Origin of the sequence: Pseudacidovorax sp. (assembly GCF_017991995.1) — a bacterium.
Lineage (GTDB): Bacteria > Pseudomonadota > Gammaproteobacteria > Burkholderiales > Burkholderiaceae_C > Xenophilus.
This window is the reverse complement of record NZ_JAGOPN010000020.1, coordinates 13,311-26,009: the sequence shown is the minus strand read 5'-3', so window position 1 is coordinate 26,009 and position 12,699 is coordinate 13,311. Positions and strand designations below refer to the sequence as shown.

15 protein-coding genes and 1 tRNA gene are annotated in these 12,699 nt (G+C 68.2%); 8 read left to right on the top strand and 8 right to left on the bottom strand.

The genetic code is table 11. The annotated features are described in order from the left end of the window. The 6 genes from KBC94_RS23180 (at nt 1) to KBC94_RS23155 (ending at nt 4,746) form a co-directional block, all read left to right on the top strand. Nucleotides 1-855 (top strand): hypothetical protein, encoded by an 855-nt coding sequence (locus KBC94_RS23180; protein ID WP_294375845.1) that lies wholly within the window; start codon nt 1-3, stop codon nt 853-855. 101 nt (nt 856-956) lie between these two features. Then, nucleotides 957-1,571 (top strand): hypothetical protein, encoded by a 615-nt coding sequence (locus KBC94_RS23175; protein ID WP_294375843.1) that lies wholly within the window; start codon nt 957-959, stop codon nt 1,569-1,571. Further along, nucleotides 1,568-1,882 (top strand): hypothetical protein, encoded by a 315-nt coding sequence (locus KBC94_RS23170; protein WP_294375838.1) that lies wholly within the window; start codon nt 1,568-1,570, stop codon nt 1,880-1,882. The genes KBC94_RS23175 and KBC94_RS23170 overlap by 4 nt, the downstream gene beginning before the upstream one ends. Then, nucleotides 1,879-3,906 (top strand): hypothetical protein, encoded by a 2,028-nt coding sequence (locus tag KBC94_RS23165; RefSeq protein ID WP_294375835.1) that lies wholly within the window; start codon nt 1,879-1,881, stop codon nt 3,904-3,906. The genes KBC94_RS23170 and KBC94_RS23165 overlap by 4 nt, the downstream gene beginning before the upstream one ends. Continuing rightward, the gene (locus tag KBC94_RS23160) at nt 3,899-4,315 is read left to right on the top strand and encodes a hypothetical protein (RefSeq protein WP_294375832.1); all 417 of its coding nucleotides are present in this window, start codon (nt 3,899-3,901) and stop codon (nt 4,313-4,315) included. Before KBC94_RS23165 ends, KBC94_RS23160 begins: the two co-directional genes overlap by 8 nt. Next, nucleotides 4,312-4,746: a hypothetical protein gene (locus tag KBC94_RS23155; protein WP_294375829.1), complete on the top strand. Its 435-nt coding sequence runs from the start codon at nt 4,312-4,314 to the stop codon at nt 4,744-4,746. The genes KBC94_RS23160 and KBC94_RS23155 overlap by 4 nt, the downstream gene beginning before the upstream one ends. Nucleotides 4,747-4,799: 53 nt before the next feature. Here KBC94_RS23155 and KBC94_RS23150 read toward each other — a convergent pair whose 3' ends face one another. Then, nucleotides 4,800-5,105 (bottom strand): hypothetical protein, encoded by a 306-nt coding sequence (locus tag KBC94_RS23150; RefSeq protein WP_294375826.1) that lies wholly within the window; start codon nt 5,103-5,105, stop codon nt 4,800-4,802. Between the two features lie 52 nt (nt 5,106-5,157). Here KBC94_RS23150 and KBC94_RS23145 point away from each other — a divergent pair, with 52 nt between their 5' ends. After that, complete coding sequence (locus KBC94_RS23145) at nt 5,158-5,388, top strand: hypothetical protein (RefSeq protein ID WP_294375824.1); 231 nt, start codon at nt 5,158-5,160, stop codon at nt 5,386-5,388. A 49-nt stretch (nt 5,389-5,437) separates the two neighbouring features. Further along, a complete protein-coding gene (locus tag KBC94_RS23140) occupies nt 5,438-6,430 on the top strand; it encodes a tyrosine-type recombinase/integrase (protein ID WP_294375816.1) in 993 nt (330 codons plus the stop codon). Nucleotides 6,431-6,453: 23 nt separating this feature from the next. Here the strand turns inward: KBC94_RS23140 and KBC94_RS23135 are convergent, their stop codons facing one another. The 7 genes from KBC94_RS23135 to rsmB form a co-directional block, all read right to left on the bottom strand. After that, nucleotides 6,454-6,810 (bottom strand): hypothetical protein, encoded by a 357-nt coding sequence (locus KBC94_RS23135; protein WP_294375814.1) that lies wholly within the window; start codon nt 6,808-6,810, stop codon nt 6,454-6,456. Nucleotides 6,811-6,812: 2 nt separating this feature from the next. Next, a complete protein-coding gene (locus KBC94_RS23130) occupies nt 6,813-7,313 on the bottom strand; it encodes a type II toxin-antitoxin system antitoxin SocA domain-containing protein (protein ID WP_294375812.1) in 501 nt (166 codons plus the stop codon). A gap of 198 nt (nt 7,314-7,511) precedes the next feature. Next, nucleotides 7,512-7,587: transfer RNA gene (locus KBC94_RS23125), tRNA-Phe, on the bottom strand. Nucleotides 7,588-7,628: 41 nt separating this feature from the next. Beyond that, entirely contained in the window at nt 7,629-8,327 is a 699-nt protein-coding gene (locus KBC94_RS23120; protein ID WP_234197927.1) for a response regulator, read from the bottom strand. A 40-nt stretch (nt 8,328-8,367) separates the two neighbouring features. Further along, nucleotides 8,368-10,680, bottom strand: a complete 2,313-nt coding sequence (locus tag KBC94_RS23115) for an ATP-binding protein (protein ID WP_294375806.1) — start codon at nt 10,678-10,680, stop codon at nt 8,368-8,370. Continuing rightward, nucleotides 10,677-11,297 carry a DUF4390 domain-containing protein gene (locus KBC94_RS23110; RefSeq protein WP_294375803.1) on the bottom strand — a complete coding sequence of 207 codons (621 nt, stop codon included), beginning with the start codon at nt 11,295-11,297 and terminating at the stop codon, nt 10,677-10,679. Before KBC94_RS23110 ends, KBC94_RS23115 begins: the two co-directional genes overlap by 4 nt. Further along, the gene (rsmB, locus tag KBC94_RS23105) at nt 11,278-12,636 is read right to left on the bottom strand and encodes a 16S rRNA (cytosine(967)-C(5))-methyltransferase RsmB (RefSeq protein WP_294375801.1); all 1,359 of its coding nucleotides are present in this window, start codon (nt 12,634-12,636) and stop codon (nt 11,278-11,280) included. Before rsmB ends, KBC94_RS23110 begins: the two co-directional genes overlap by 20 nt. Nucleotides 12,637-12,699 lie beyond the last annotated feature (63 nt).

Here is a 12,699-nt window from a genome sequence, read left to right as displayed (position 1 = left end):
ATGCGCGACAACGAAGCCCTTCGCGCCCTCTTCTCGCTGCCGCCGATCAGCGAGAGCGCCAGCACCGCCATCGTGGTGCCGTTCATGCCGCCGCAGCGCGTCGTGACGGGCGACAACGAGGTCGATGCCGTGCTCTGGCTGCAGGAGGTCGCAGCCACCGGCAGCCAGGCTCTGATCGACAAGGCGCTCGAGGCGGCCCGGCTCATCCCCACGCCGATTAGCGTGATCGAGGAGCGGTATCGGCGCTTCATGATGGCGAACCACCCCCAGGACGCGCTGCGCATTGCTCTCTCGACGTTCGGGTTTGGTGACATCCAGGCCATCGGCCGGCGCGCACTGGACAGGGCCCAGCGCCAGCACGATGCCCTCTCGCGCTTCGGCAGCGAGGCCGCGCTGATGGACAGCACACCCGCCGAGGAGGAATGCATGGCCGCGCTGCGCGGCATGCGAGCGACCAAAGCGCGGCACTATCGGTACGACCTAGCCAAGGCCTGCGAGCGCTTCGCCGCCTCCCCGCGGCTGGCACCGGCAACGGTGGCCGACTGCCTCCACGTCCGGGCCTACTGGCACGGGCTGTACGTGCTCCGAAATGCCTTTCCCTCCTCCGGGGACCCTGGGCCCGAGGCGGATGCGCACGACGAATATGCCTTCGGCCTGCTGGCCAGCATCACGCCACGCAGCAGAGCGGAGGCCCTGGCCGTGCTGGACCACCTGCAGGTTACCGACCGGATGGATCACTACGACTCGGACGCCATCCTGCAAAACCTGATCGGCGCGCCCTGGGCGGCCAACTCGCAGCCGGCGACCACCCGCCCAAGCGCCAGTCCACCCCAGTCTCGCGGCCAGCCGCCGTAGCCCCTCAGCGCCAGCAACCACGCACGCTGACACCAAGGGGCACGACGTCATCCCGACGCTTCGCTGCCCCTCGATATCCACCAACTCGAGGACTTTGAATCATGAGCGTACATGTCTCAGGAGGGCGCACGCGCGCCGTCTCCGCCGCCACCAAGGCAAACACCGCATCCATGCCCCAACGTGCCGGCGGCTCTGCGCCGAGCCGCGCTTCCTTCGGCGCCGAGCAGTTGCGTGCGGTGCTCCAAAGCATCGCCGGCAAGGCCGACGCCCTGAGCCGGCTGATTGCGCAGCTGGAATCGGGCGCTATCTCAAAGCCGGACCAGGCTGCGATGCTGACGTCCGCCGGCATCAGCATCGCCACCATCAGCACGCTGGCCAAGGATGTCTGCAAGGCCAACGGCGCCAGCGACGCCCCGAACGAGCCCAGCAACGTGACGCCGCTGTTTCCGGCTCGCGCCGCGCTCAGCGAAGCGCAGACGCGCACCGTGCTGGAGACCATCGCCAGCCGAATGGTGGTCCTGCACAACCTCACGTTGTTGGCCCAGCGGCCCGGCGACGACTGGGCTTCGAGCGTCGCCGCTGATGCTGCGGAAGCGCTTTCCGCAAGCATCGGTGCGATGGCGGATGTCGCCGCAGGCGCGAGGGTGCTCGGCGACGCCAATCGCTGGCACTACGGCCCCCTCTTCGCCGAAGAAGGAAAGGCAGGTGCCGCATGAGCCGACGCATTCCCTCCCAGTCGGCCGGCGCCCCAGCGCTTTCGCGGCCGCAGTTCAATGCGGAACAGCTCCGCGCAGTGCTCCAGAACATTGCTGGCAAGGCCGATGTGCTGAGCAAGCTGCTCACGCGCCTGGAGATCGGCACGGCCGAAGAGGACGACGAGGTCGCGATGATGGCGGCCGCCAACCTCATCGCCACGACGATCGGCGCCCTGGCCGATGACGCCTGCGGCGGCAGTTGCATCGGTGACCTGGAGACGTGGGAGTACGGCCGCCACTTCGCGGACCTCGGAAAGGCGGGTGCAGCATGAACGCCGCGCGCAAGACGATGTCACCCCTTCGTGATGGGTCGACCGTGTTCGACATGCACGGCCGCATCCAGGTCGCACGCGCGGCCATCCACGACGCCAGCCCCCGGCTTGCGTCCGATCGGACACAGGCGCTGCTCGATGCACTCGACAGCGCTGACGCGGCCGGTGAACGCGCCGATTCCGAGGACGCGAAGGCCCCGGAGATCGCCGCGTTCCTGACCTTGGCTCTGCACTGCGCTCGTGCCGTCAGCGCCTTTGCAGAGGAGGTGGACGACCTGACGGTCTGGGCGGCGAACCATGCCCTGTCGCCCGTGCCGATCCGCGGCGCCAGCGAGCTGCCCGGCATGCCCTCGGTGCCCCAGGACGGCGCAGGCGCGCGGGGACCGCGAGCACCGATCAGCGCTGCACTGCGCGAGGCCTACAGCCCGGCGGACTGCCGCGATCATCTGCTCTCCATCCGGTCGGTGATCAACGACGCCATGCAGCGCACCGCTACCCCGCTCCTGCAAGCCAGCGCGCATGCCGTCGATCGGGCCATCGGCGCCAGCGACTTGGCCACGATGCACGGCGCCAGCAGCACCGACGTCACGAATTTCGCCACCTTGATGCTGAGCGCAAATGCCCTGCTGCAAGACGCGGCGTCCGGCATCGATGTCGATGAAAGCCTGTGGTGCGGTGCGGCACTGATGGTGCACGTCGCGGCATCAGCCCGCGCTCTGATCGAGGGCGACACGATCGCTGCCGGTGTGGCCGAACCAGTCGGCCAGGCGCCCCGCACGGACGAGGCCACGAAGGCCCTCGTTGAAGAGGCCTGGTCCCGCACCGGCGAAGCGATCGGCGTGTTCGACGCGGCGTTCTTCGCCTTCAAGAGCGAGCCCATCCGGCCCGTGATGGAGAAGGCCCGGAAGGCCTGCAACATCCTTTCCGGGGAACTGGATCCTGACCCAGACAGCTTCCCCCGCATGGACCAGTGCCGCGCGGCCCTGCAGATCCTCACCTGGGCCCACACCGAACTGGGCCGGCTGATTGCCGACGGCTCGGACGGTGAAGAGGGGGACTCGCCTGCCGGCACTGCGGCACGCACCGGCGGCCTCACCCTGCTGGGCCTGGCCATCTCCGGGCTGGAGCAGGCCGTCGGCACGCCCCCGAAGGCCGAGCAGCCGGCGCGCAATGACGCCCCCGCGTTCCGCGCCACGGCGCCAGCCAAGGCGCAACCTGCCGACGAGCGCGGCGAGATTTGGCAGACCCTTGAGGGGGTTTTGCACGAGTGCGAACGGAACACGCAGCACGCACTGGGCACCCTTGAGGAAGCCGCCGAGCGACTCGACGACAACGACCTCCGCAGCGGCGCCGACGTCGTCCGCTCCGCGCACACTGCTGCGTGCCAGGCCAGATCGGACGAGGGCACGGCGGCCGACTGCGAACGGCTCGAAGCCCTGCTCAAGGAGGCCGATGCCTCACTCCAGCCGATCGCCGAGAGCCTCGGCGACGATGCTGTCTCGTGTGCGGCAGACTTGGTGAGCCTGAGCCACCGCCAGCTGCGTGATACCGCCCTGGCGAGCATGGGGCTCAGCAGCAAGCACGCCGGAGGGACTCTCGGAAGCAGCAGCCGCAGCAGTTCGGCCGCGCCCGCCTCAGAAGGGCGTTGGGGCGAAGCTCAACAAAGGCTCGCGGAAGGCGCAGACATCATTTCGCGCGTGCTGATGGAGTTTGGCCAGTTCCATCCGGGCTCGTCGGTCCCCGACGCCCTGCATGCGCCCGTGGCTCTTTGCCGCCGAGCGAGCGTGCTTCTGGACCAGCGGCCCCATGGGCGCCCGACCGACGACGACCTGGAGGAAGCATCCTTGCTGGTATGCGCAGCCCGGGCCGTGCTCGAGTTGATGAATGGCCACCACCTCGACGACGAATCGCTGTACGGCGCTCACACGCTTCTTGGGCTGGCCAAGGGCCTCATCGATGACGGCGCCGCTGACCAATCGGTGGGCCCCCGCCACGCCATTGCGCCGGAGGCCGTGCATGCCTGATCAATCGATGGCTCTGGCTACCGACGTCTCTCGCACCATCCGAGGTCAGGACGTGCTCTACGTCGGCACAGCAGAAGCGCTCATCATCGCCGGCGTTCTGACTGCGACCATGTTGCCAGGGGCAGCCGGCAACAGCCGCGGCCTGTGCGTCTTCGACGCAAGCGGGCTCGCCGAGAAGCCCAGCCGAGCCTACAAGGCGCGGAGATGCGTCGGCGATAAGGTCGTGGTGGCGGTGCGCTCTGGGAATGGTCTGCTGGAAGTCCGCATGCGGCTCGGGCAATGCCGCGCTGATGCGATCGCCGACGAAGCAGCGGCCCGCGCCAGCGCGTGGCCCTTCCCCCAGGTCTACGGCCGGATCCCAGGGGCGCCAGCGCTGCGCCAGCAAGGTTTGGCGGGAGCGCCAGCATGATCTACACGCCCGCGCCCAACACCCTGGCCGGCCGCGTGCTGCAGTTCTTCGCCCAGAACCCGGGCGAGTACCTCACCGCGCACGACATCGCCCTGAAGTTCGGCGAGGGCAACCGGCCGGTCGACGTGCATGCCGAGCTGGTCATCGCGCTGGACCATGAGGCCCTGCAGTGGGACGCGGCCGCCGAGGTCTACCGGCTGGGCACCATGCCCGCAGTTGCGCCAGCCGACTGTGGCGCTCCGGCGCCAGCGGCCTGCACTGCACCGGGCGCCGACTCGGCGCGGCAGCGGCTGGGCGAGATTCGCACCCTGCTGCTTCGCGTCATCGACTCACTTGCCGCGCGCCCGGACACGGACGCGGCCCTGGTCGACGTGGCCAAGGCACTGGCACTGACCACCAGAGGCCAATCGACGAGGGGAACGGCCGAATGAGCGCCGCTCACGCTGCTGGATGGATGCGGCCCGATACAGCTGAGGCGGGCGACTCACCGGGGCGACAGGTCGGTTTTCACCTCGCGTTGGAATCCAGTCCGCGGCGTGAGCGCCTGCAGGGCAAGGGCGAAGCCCTGTTCGAAAGCAGACCCTTTGCTCCGCGCACTGAAGCGCGCCGGTGTTTCTGTCACTCGCTGAGCGCCGTCCGGCCTGAAGACGGTGACGTGATACGGCCAGGCGTCGGTGGTGATGTCGTAGCCCGTCACCACTTGCACGGTGACGCCGTCCCGCTCGCCGGACATCACGAACCGGGGCCCGTGCTCCACATCCGTGCAGTTCACAAATCCAGGGAAGTCCATACGCACCGCTCCAAAGGAGCCGCCATGATGCACAAGAGCCGGAGGCCTGAACATGGCCGCTGAGGTCCTCGCCCCGCCTTTTCTCACGGAAGCCGAGATCGATGAGCTCTGCTTCCCACTCGTGCGGCGCAGCGCCCAGCTACGCCACCTGTGCATGCTGCTGCGGGTGGACACCCTCCCCCAGCGCCCCGACGGCCTGCCCCTGGTGGGCCGCAAGATGCTCGAAGGCCGGTTGAACGGCGACGACACCGCCGGCGCGGCCGGCTTCAACTGGACGAAGTGACATGGGACGGAAGAGAGATAGGGCATCGGCCTTCGGGCTGCTGCCCCGGATGGAGGCGCGTCCGTGGAAGGACGGCAAGACCGTCAGCTACCGATACCACCCGGTGGGCGGCAAGCCCATCGCCCTGGGCACAGACAAGCGGGCAGCCATCCAGAAGGTGCTGGACCTGAATGGCGCCAGCTCGGATGCGGGCACGGTGGAAGAGCTTTGGCGCACCTACCAGCAGACACCGCAGTGGAAGCGCCTGGGCGAGCGCACGAAGCAGGACTACGCGGTGTACAGCGAGAAGCTGCTCGAGACGATGGGCAAGGTGTCGGCGCGGCTCATCCGGCCGGCGGACGTCGCGCGCTACCTGCGGAAGGAGCGGGCGGACGCACCGGTCCGCGCCAACCGGGAGATCGCGCTGCTGTCCAACCTGATGACCGTCGCGGTCGAGCGGGGCGACATCGACTCGAACCCCTGCAAGCAGGTGAAGCGAAACCTGGAGCGGCCACGCACCGAGGCACCCGATCCCGAGTCCTTGGCCAAGTTCATCGCTTGGCTGGAGGCCCAGGGCGGCCAGCGCCGCGTGATCGCGCTCATGGCCGAGTTCGCTTCGGTGGCCGGCTCACGCCGCGTGGAGTTCCTGCGACTGACGCTGGACCAGATCGACTCCGAGGCTGCCGTGATCACGCTGATGCGGGCCAAGCAGCACGGCGGCACGGTGCGGGTGGAGAACGTGGTGATCACGCCGGCAGTGGAAGACCTGGTGCGCCGTCTGCGGGCGCTGCCAAGGCCTGCGGAGAGCCCCTATGTCTTCGTCACCCGGGACAACAACCCGTACACCGACGATGGGTTCGCCTCAACCTGGCAGCGGGCCATGCGGTTGGCACTGGAGGAGAAGGTGATCCCGAGGCGGTTCACCTTTCACGACCTGCGGGCGTACTACACGACGCAGCACAAGGCACAGTATGGAGACCTGCCCGACCTTCATGCGGATCAGAGAACGACCGCTCGCGTGTATGACCGCTCCAAGGTGGCGGTAAGGCGGGGACTGAGATGACCGTGGTCCCACACTGGCGAAACCTAGTCGCCCTTCTTTGACGATCCAAAGATGTAGCCAAGAGCAGCTGTCGCCAAGGCCAACATGCCAGATCTGATGTTGGAGGCGTCTGGTGGCGAAAAGACCATTGAGGCTACGTAGATGGCCAACGCCACAAACGCGACAAGCCCCGCGATGTTGGTGCTTGCGCCGCCAGACCCCCAGAACTTGCCAAGCCAGCCCATAGCTTGGCGGTTTTGCTGAAGAGCGTACTGGCGGCCGGCTTCGTCGTAAAAACGAGCCTCTTGCTCTGCCGACGCAGACGCCTGAGCTTGCGCACGTCCAGCTTCGGCCTCCGGGCGGATTACGGCGTTCTCAATCCCGCCCGGCACATCAGCCACAGTTAGTCCTGCTGAGCTGTGTTTCTCACCGCCTCACGGAAGTGATCCGCGATGCGTCCCTGCGGGATATCAACGCCACGCATTCCTGCTGCCTCGCGCCATGTCTCTTCCCAGGGCCCGCCGGGCGCGTGGGTCATCTCTGATAGGCGAATCCCCGTGTACTGGCCATAGCTGCGCCAGATGTTCTCCAGGAACTGAAGCAAAGCCGGATCGCTAGGGGGCGCCACTACCTCGAACGACTGGGTAGCCGGATTGAAGTCTTGAGCCTCGACGGTGATCGCACGAGCACCAAACTGTTTGAACGCGTGATACAGCGAGGGAATGACCGGGCCGAACTGCCATGCCTCAATCGGCTCGTCGATCAACGGCTCGTTCGTATAGCCCATGTACCAGCCGTTGGCGTAATACACCAACTTCTGCAGCTTCATGGGCGTGACCGACTCTCCGGCGGCCTTAGCGCGACGCAGGAAGAAGTTGGCGATAGCCTTGGAACTGACTGGCATGGGGCCTCCTCGCACCGCAGTCAATGATGCAGTGCACAAACAATATTAGGCCATGGTTGAGTCTTGCAAGCTACCGTAGTTTCATGTAGCTCGCCAGAGGAGACGCGCCCAGGACGGGGGCAGCGTATCGGTATTCCCACGATGGGAACAGAAAGCACAACGGGTTAGCTACCGAAGCAGCTAACCCGTTGATTTATATGGTGGCCTGGGGCGGAATCGAACCACCGACACGCGGATTTTCAATCCGCTGCTCTACCAACTGAGCTACCGGGCCTAGAGGCTTACCTGTGCATTGAACATCAGGCGAGCCTCAGATTATAGCGCAGGTTTCTTCCCTTTGGACAAGTCCACACCCAATTGTTTGAGTTTTCTGTAGAGATGGGTCCGCTCCAGCCCGGTCTTCTCGGCAACGCGGGTCATCGAGCCGCTTTCCATGGCAAGGTGGAACTCGAAGTAGGCCTTCTCGAAGGCATCGCGCACTTCCCGCAGCGGGCGGTCCAGGTCGAAGGTCTGCCGGGCTTGCGGCCCCGGATCGGGTGCCGCCGGATGCAGCACCGCCAGGATGGGAGGGACGGCGGCCGCCACGGGGCTGCTGGCTGGCACGGCGCTCACCGGCTGCTGCACTGGCGAGGCGACGGCGCGGCGCCCCTCGTCGCGCATGAGGCCCTTCTCGACCTCCTTGAGCAGCTTCTGCAGCGTGATGGGCTTTTCGAGGAAGGCGGCCGCGCCGATGCGCGTGGCCTCGACGGCGGTGTCGATGGTGGCGTGGCCGCTCATCATGATCACTGGCATGTTCAGCAGGCCTGCCGCCGACCATTCCTTGAGCAGCGTGACACCGTCGGTGTCAGGCATCCAGATGTCGAGCAGCACCAGGTCGGGACGCTCGCGCTGCCGCGCTGCGCGGGCGGCGGAGGCGTTTTCGGCCAGTTCGACGTTATGCCCTTCGTCGTTGAGGATCTCGGACAGCAGGTCGCGAATGCCCAGTTCGTCGTCGACCACCAGGATGTTTGCCATGAATGCGAAGGGTTCTCTTGCTTGCTGCGGCCTGCGGCGCTCAGGCAGGCGATGAGGCCGCGGAGGCCGTGTTGCCGCCCGAGGGTGCGACAGCGATGGCAAATGATAGCGACACTTGTGCACCGGCCACTGTGCCATCGACCATGCGATTGGACAGGTCGACGCGTGCACCATGTTCGTCGGCAATCTTCTTGACCACGGCCAGGCCCAGGCCCGTGCCCTTGCTCTTGGTCGTCACGTAGGGCTCGAAGGCACGCTGGAGGATGTTCTCCGCGAAGCCGTGGCCACCGTCCTGCACCACGAGGCGCACCCGCTGGCCCGAGTCGGCAAGCCGCGTGCGCAGCAGTACCGGCGACGTGCGATGCGCGGCCTCGGTGGCGTCCTGCGCGTTCTGGAGCAGGTTGTGGATCACCTGGCGCAGCTGCTGCGCATCACCGCGGATGGGCGGACAGCGGGGATCCAGCTCCGTCTGCACCGGCACGCCGGCATGTTCGGCGGCGTACAGGTGCAGCACGTCGGTCACCAGGGCATTGAGGTCCAGCGGCTTGAGTTCGGCGGCGGGTAGCCGCGCGTAGTCGCGGAATTCGTTCACCAGCCGCTTCATCGCGTCGACCTGCTCGACGATGGTCCTCACGGACTTGTGCAGCACCGCCGCTTCAGGGGGCGCCACCTTGCCGGTGAGCTTGAGTTCGAGCCGCTCGGCCGACAGCTGGATGGGCGTGAGCGGGTTCTTGATCTCGTGCGCCAGCCGACGTGCCACCTCACCCCAGGCCTGGCTTCGCTGCGCCGAGACGATCTCGGAGATGTCGTCGAACACCAGCAGGCGGGCCGCTCCCGGCAGTTGTGCGCCGCGGGCGACGATGTTGACGGCATTGCGCTCCACGCCCGTGCCCATGGCGTGCAGCTCGTAGGCATGCTGCCAGTGGTCGAGGCCATGCTGGCGCGCATCGGCTTCGAGTTCATCGAACTGGCGCTGCACGGCCAGCCCGAATTCGGCCAGACCCGGCACCTCCGCCAGCGGGCGCCCTTCGTAGGCTGCGAGCGGCGCCCGCAGCACGCGGGTGGCGCCTGGGTTGGTCGACAGCACCGTGCCGGCCACGTCCAGCACGATGACGCCCGACGTGAGGTTGTCGAGGATGGTCTGCAGATTGGCGCGGGCCGCATCGAGCTGCTTCATGCTCTGCTCGACGGCCGCGCGGGCCTCTGCCAACTGCTGCGTCATCTCGGCGAAGGAGCGGGTGAGGCCGCCCAGTTCGTCGCGTGCCCGCGAGACCTGCGTCGGCCGCAGGTCGCCGGCAGCCACCTGGCGCACGCCCTCGGCCAGCACCAGCAACGGCCGGGCCAGCTGGTTGCCGAAGAGCACCGCGAGCAGCACGGCCCCGAAGACGGCCAGGAACAGGCACAGCGTGAGCGTGCCGATGTACATGCGACGCAGGCCGTCGCGGGCCAGGGCGCGCTCCTGGTACTCGCGGTTGGCCTCCTGCACCGCCAGGGCGTTGGCGACGATGGCTGGCGGCAGTGGCTGAACGATCTGCAGGAAGCGCGGCTCGTTCAGCTCGAAGCCGGGTCGCGGCACGAGCGCCATGGCCTTGACCACCGCCCGCGAGGACGCCGCCGATGCCGTCGCAGCCGCCTCGGCGGTCTCGTCGAGCCCTTCGATGCGCGCCGTGGCGCGGTCGGCGCGCACCTGCCGCAGCTGCTGCGGGCTGGGCCGCTCGGGACTCAGCTCGAAGCGCAGCGACCCCGCGCTGGCCACCAGTTGACCGGTGGAGGACCACACCTGCACGCTGTTGGCGCCCAACTGCTCGCGCAGCCGGTCCAGCGCCACGGGCAATGCCGTCTCGGGCGTGTTGGCCAGCTGGTTGCCCGCGGTACGGGCCTTGGCCGCCAAGTCGTCCGACAGGGAATCGAGCGTGGCCCGGCCGAGGTTGAGGCCCGCATCGAGTGCGCCCTCGACCTTCACGTCGAACCAGCTCTCGATGGAGCGGGCGACGAACTGGTAGGAGACGGCATACACCAGGATGCCGGGCACCACCCCGACGAGCGCGAAGATCGCCGCGAGCTTGATCAGCAGGCGGCTGCCGAACTTGCCCTGACGGAGCCGGCGCGTCAGGCGGAAGCCCACCCACACCAACACCAGCATGAGCAGCGAGGCCACGACCACGTTGACGGCAAAGAGCCGCGCATAGTTCTGCTCGTAGAGGGCGCGGTTGTTGGTGGACTGGGCCAGCAGGAACATCAGCACCAGGCCCAGCGCCGTGATGGCGGCCGCCGCCACCCCCACGCCCCATCGCCGCGCGCGCGAGCGCCGGCGGGGCGGGTTGCCCAGGCCGCCGGGCTGCGTCTGGGTCATCGCGCCGGCTCCAGCGGCAGTCGCGTGCTGCGCTCCACCGACACGTTCCACTCGGACTGGCCCACCAGCCCGATCTGGAAGGGCCGGGGCAACTGGGAGGTGTCGAGCCGGAAGCGGAACACCACCGGGTGCGAGCCCCCCTCGCCGATCTCGCCGGCATCTGCCAGACGCAGGCGGCCGATGCGGCGCACCGCGTCCAGGGCTTCGTCCAGGGTGTCGAAATGCTGCCCGAGCACGACGCTCGACGCGAGCGGCGTGATGGGCGTGGGCGACACATTGAGGCGCCAGCGGCGCATGAGCGGCTGGTAGGCGAGCCGCATGTAGCGGGCGGCCTGCCCGATGCGCTGATCGGTCCAGTACCAGCGTTCGCGGAAGAGCTCGGCCTCGGCCACGAAATGCAGGGCGATGCCCTTGTCCAGCACATCGGACACCGCCGCCGGCAACTCGAAGCGCACCGCGGCGCTCAGGTAGATGCCGTCGTCGGTCGCCTCGAGGCGCAATTGCGTGAGCTCGGCGCGCGTCTGCTGGGCGAAGGCAGGCACGACGGCCAGCATGCCCGCCCCGAGCACGCCCGCCAGGAGCTGCCGCCGCCCCGGCTCAGGAGGCGTGCTTTTCAAGCAGGGCGTAGAAGAATCCGTCGTGCTCACCCAATGCATTGTCCGGGAGGCCACGGGGGCCGGCACCACCTTGGGGCAGCAAATGGCCGGGGGACGGCAGCAGGCGGGCGTTGGTGTTGTGTGCAAGAAACGCGTCGATCTGGCGCGAGCCTTCCTCACGGAACACCGAACAGGTGCAATACAGCAGCCGGCCGCCGACTCGGACCAGCGGCCACAGCGCGGCCAGCAACATCGCCTGCTGCAGTGCAAGTTGCTCCACGTCGCTCTCGCGCCGCAGCCAGCGCACATCGGGATGGCGGCGCACGATGCCCGAGGCCGTGCAGGGGGCATCGAGCAGGATGCCGTCGTAGGGTTGTCCGTCCCACCAGCTTTCGGGGCGGGCCGCATCGGCCACCCGGACATCGGCCTGCAGGCCCAGGCGGGCCAGGTTCTCGTCGATGCGCCGGGCGCGTTGGGGATCGATCTCCAGCGCCGTGACCTGAACCGGCACGGCGGCGGCACGTTCGAGCAGATGCGCCGTCTTGCCGCCCGGCGCGGCGCAGGCATCGAGCACCTGCAGCGCCGGACCGGCCGGTTTGAGGCCTTCGAGCAGCAGCGGCGCGGCCAGTTGGGCCGCCGCGTCCTGCACCGAGAACTCGCCGACCTCGAAGCCGGGCAGTTGCTGGACGGGGCGCGCCTCGCGCAGCTCCAGCCCCTGCTCCGCGACCTTGCGGGCCGGCAGTTGCAGGGCCGCCAGTGCGGGCAGGTAGCGGGCGACCGAGGTTCTGCGTGCATTGATGCGCAGCGTCAGGGGCGCCGGGCCGTTGTCGGCCATGAGCACGCGCTGCCAGGCCTGGGGATGGTCGCGGCGCAGCCGCTCGATCCACCAACGGGGATGGTTCCACTGGGCCACGGGCTCCCGCTCGGTGGCGGCGACCAGTTCGTCGCGCTCGCGCAGGAAGCGGCGCAGGCAGGCATTGATGAAGCTGGCCTGCGCGCGGGTGTGGGGCTGGCGCTTGGCGGCTTCGACGGTCTGGTCGACCAGCGTGAACGGCTCGTAAGGTGCACGCTCGGGGTCCCACGCCAGGGCCAGCGCCGTGCACAGCAGGGCGTCCGCGGCCGGCGGCGGGGTGCGCTTGGCCAAGTGGCGCCGCAGCGCCTCGCCACGGCCCAGCCAGCGCATGGTCTGGAAGGCGATCGCCTGCACACCGGGGCGCAGGCCAGGCTCGACCTCGTCGAGCGCCGCCGTGCCGGACGTGCCGCCACGGACGGCCGCGAGCACGCCGGCCACCAGCTGGAGCTGGCGCCACAGCGGAGGCCCAAGAGGGGCGGAAGGGGAAATGGGATCTCCGACGGACATCGGTGTGGGACAGGAAGACGGCGATGGTAATGGGTGCCCGTGCGCTGCCCAGGCAGCGCTCCG

What these genes read in the sequence shown, in the direction of transcription:
- KBC94_RS23170 (WP_294375838.1), top strand. Translation starts at nt 1,568, where the DNA reads ATGAGCCGACGCATTCCCTCCCAGTCGGCCGGCGCCCCAGCGCTTTCG.
- KBC94_RS23155 (WP_294375829.1), top strand. Translation starts at nt 4,312, where the DNA reads ATGATCTACACGCCCGCGCCCAACACCCTGGCCGGCCGCGTGCTGCAG.
- KBC94_RS23140 (WP_294375816.1), top strand. Translation starts at nt 5,438, where the DNA reads ATGGAGGCGCGTCCGTGGAAGGACGGCAAGACCGTCAGCTACCGATAC.
- KBC94_RS23115 (WP_294375806.1), bottom strand. Translation starts at nt 10,680, where the DNA reads ATGACCCAGACGCAGCCCGGCGGCCTGGGCAACCCGCCCCGCCGGCGC.
- KBC94_RS23130 (WP_294375812.1), bottom strand. Translation starts at nt 7,313, where the DNA reads ATGCCAGTCAGTTCCAAGGCTATCGCCAACTTCTTCCTGCGTCGCGCT.
- KBC94_RS23160 (WP_294375832.1), top strand. Translation starts at nt 3,899, where the DNA reads ATGCCTGATCAATCGATGGCTCTGGCTACCGACGTCTCTCGCACCATC.
- KBC94_RS23180 (WP_294375845.1), top strand. Translation starts at nt 1, where the DNA reads ATGCGCGACAACGAAGCCCTTCGCGCCCTCTTCTCGCTGCCGCCGATC.
- KBC94_RS23150 (WP_294375826.1), bottom strand. Translation starts at nt 5,105, where the DNA reads ATGGACTTCCCTGGATTTGTGAACTGCACGGATGTGGAGCACGGGCCC.
- KBC94_RS23145 (WP_294375824.1), top strand. Translation starts at nt 5,158, where the DNA reads ATGGCCGCTGAGGTCCTCGCCCCGCCTTTTCTCACGGAAGCCGAGATC.
- KBC94_RS23120 (WP_234197927.1), bottom strand. Translation starts at nt 8,327, where the DNA reads ATGGCAAACATCCTGGTGGTCGACGACGAACTGGGCATTCGCGACCTG.
- KBC94_RS23175 (WP_294375843.1), top strand. Translation starts at nt 957, where the DNA reads ATGAGCGTACATGTCTCAGGAGGGCGCACGCGCGCCGTCTCCGCCGCC.
- rsmB (WP_294375801.1), bottom strand. Translation starts at nt 12,636, where the DNA reads ATGTCCGTCGGAGATCCCATTTCCCCTTCCGCCCCTCTTGGGCCTCCG.
- KBC94_RS23165 (WP_294375835.1), top strand. Translation starts at nt 1,879, where the DNA reads ATGAACGCCGCGCGCAAGACGATGTCACCCCTTCGTGATGGGTCGACC.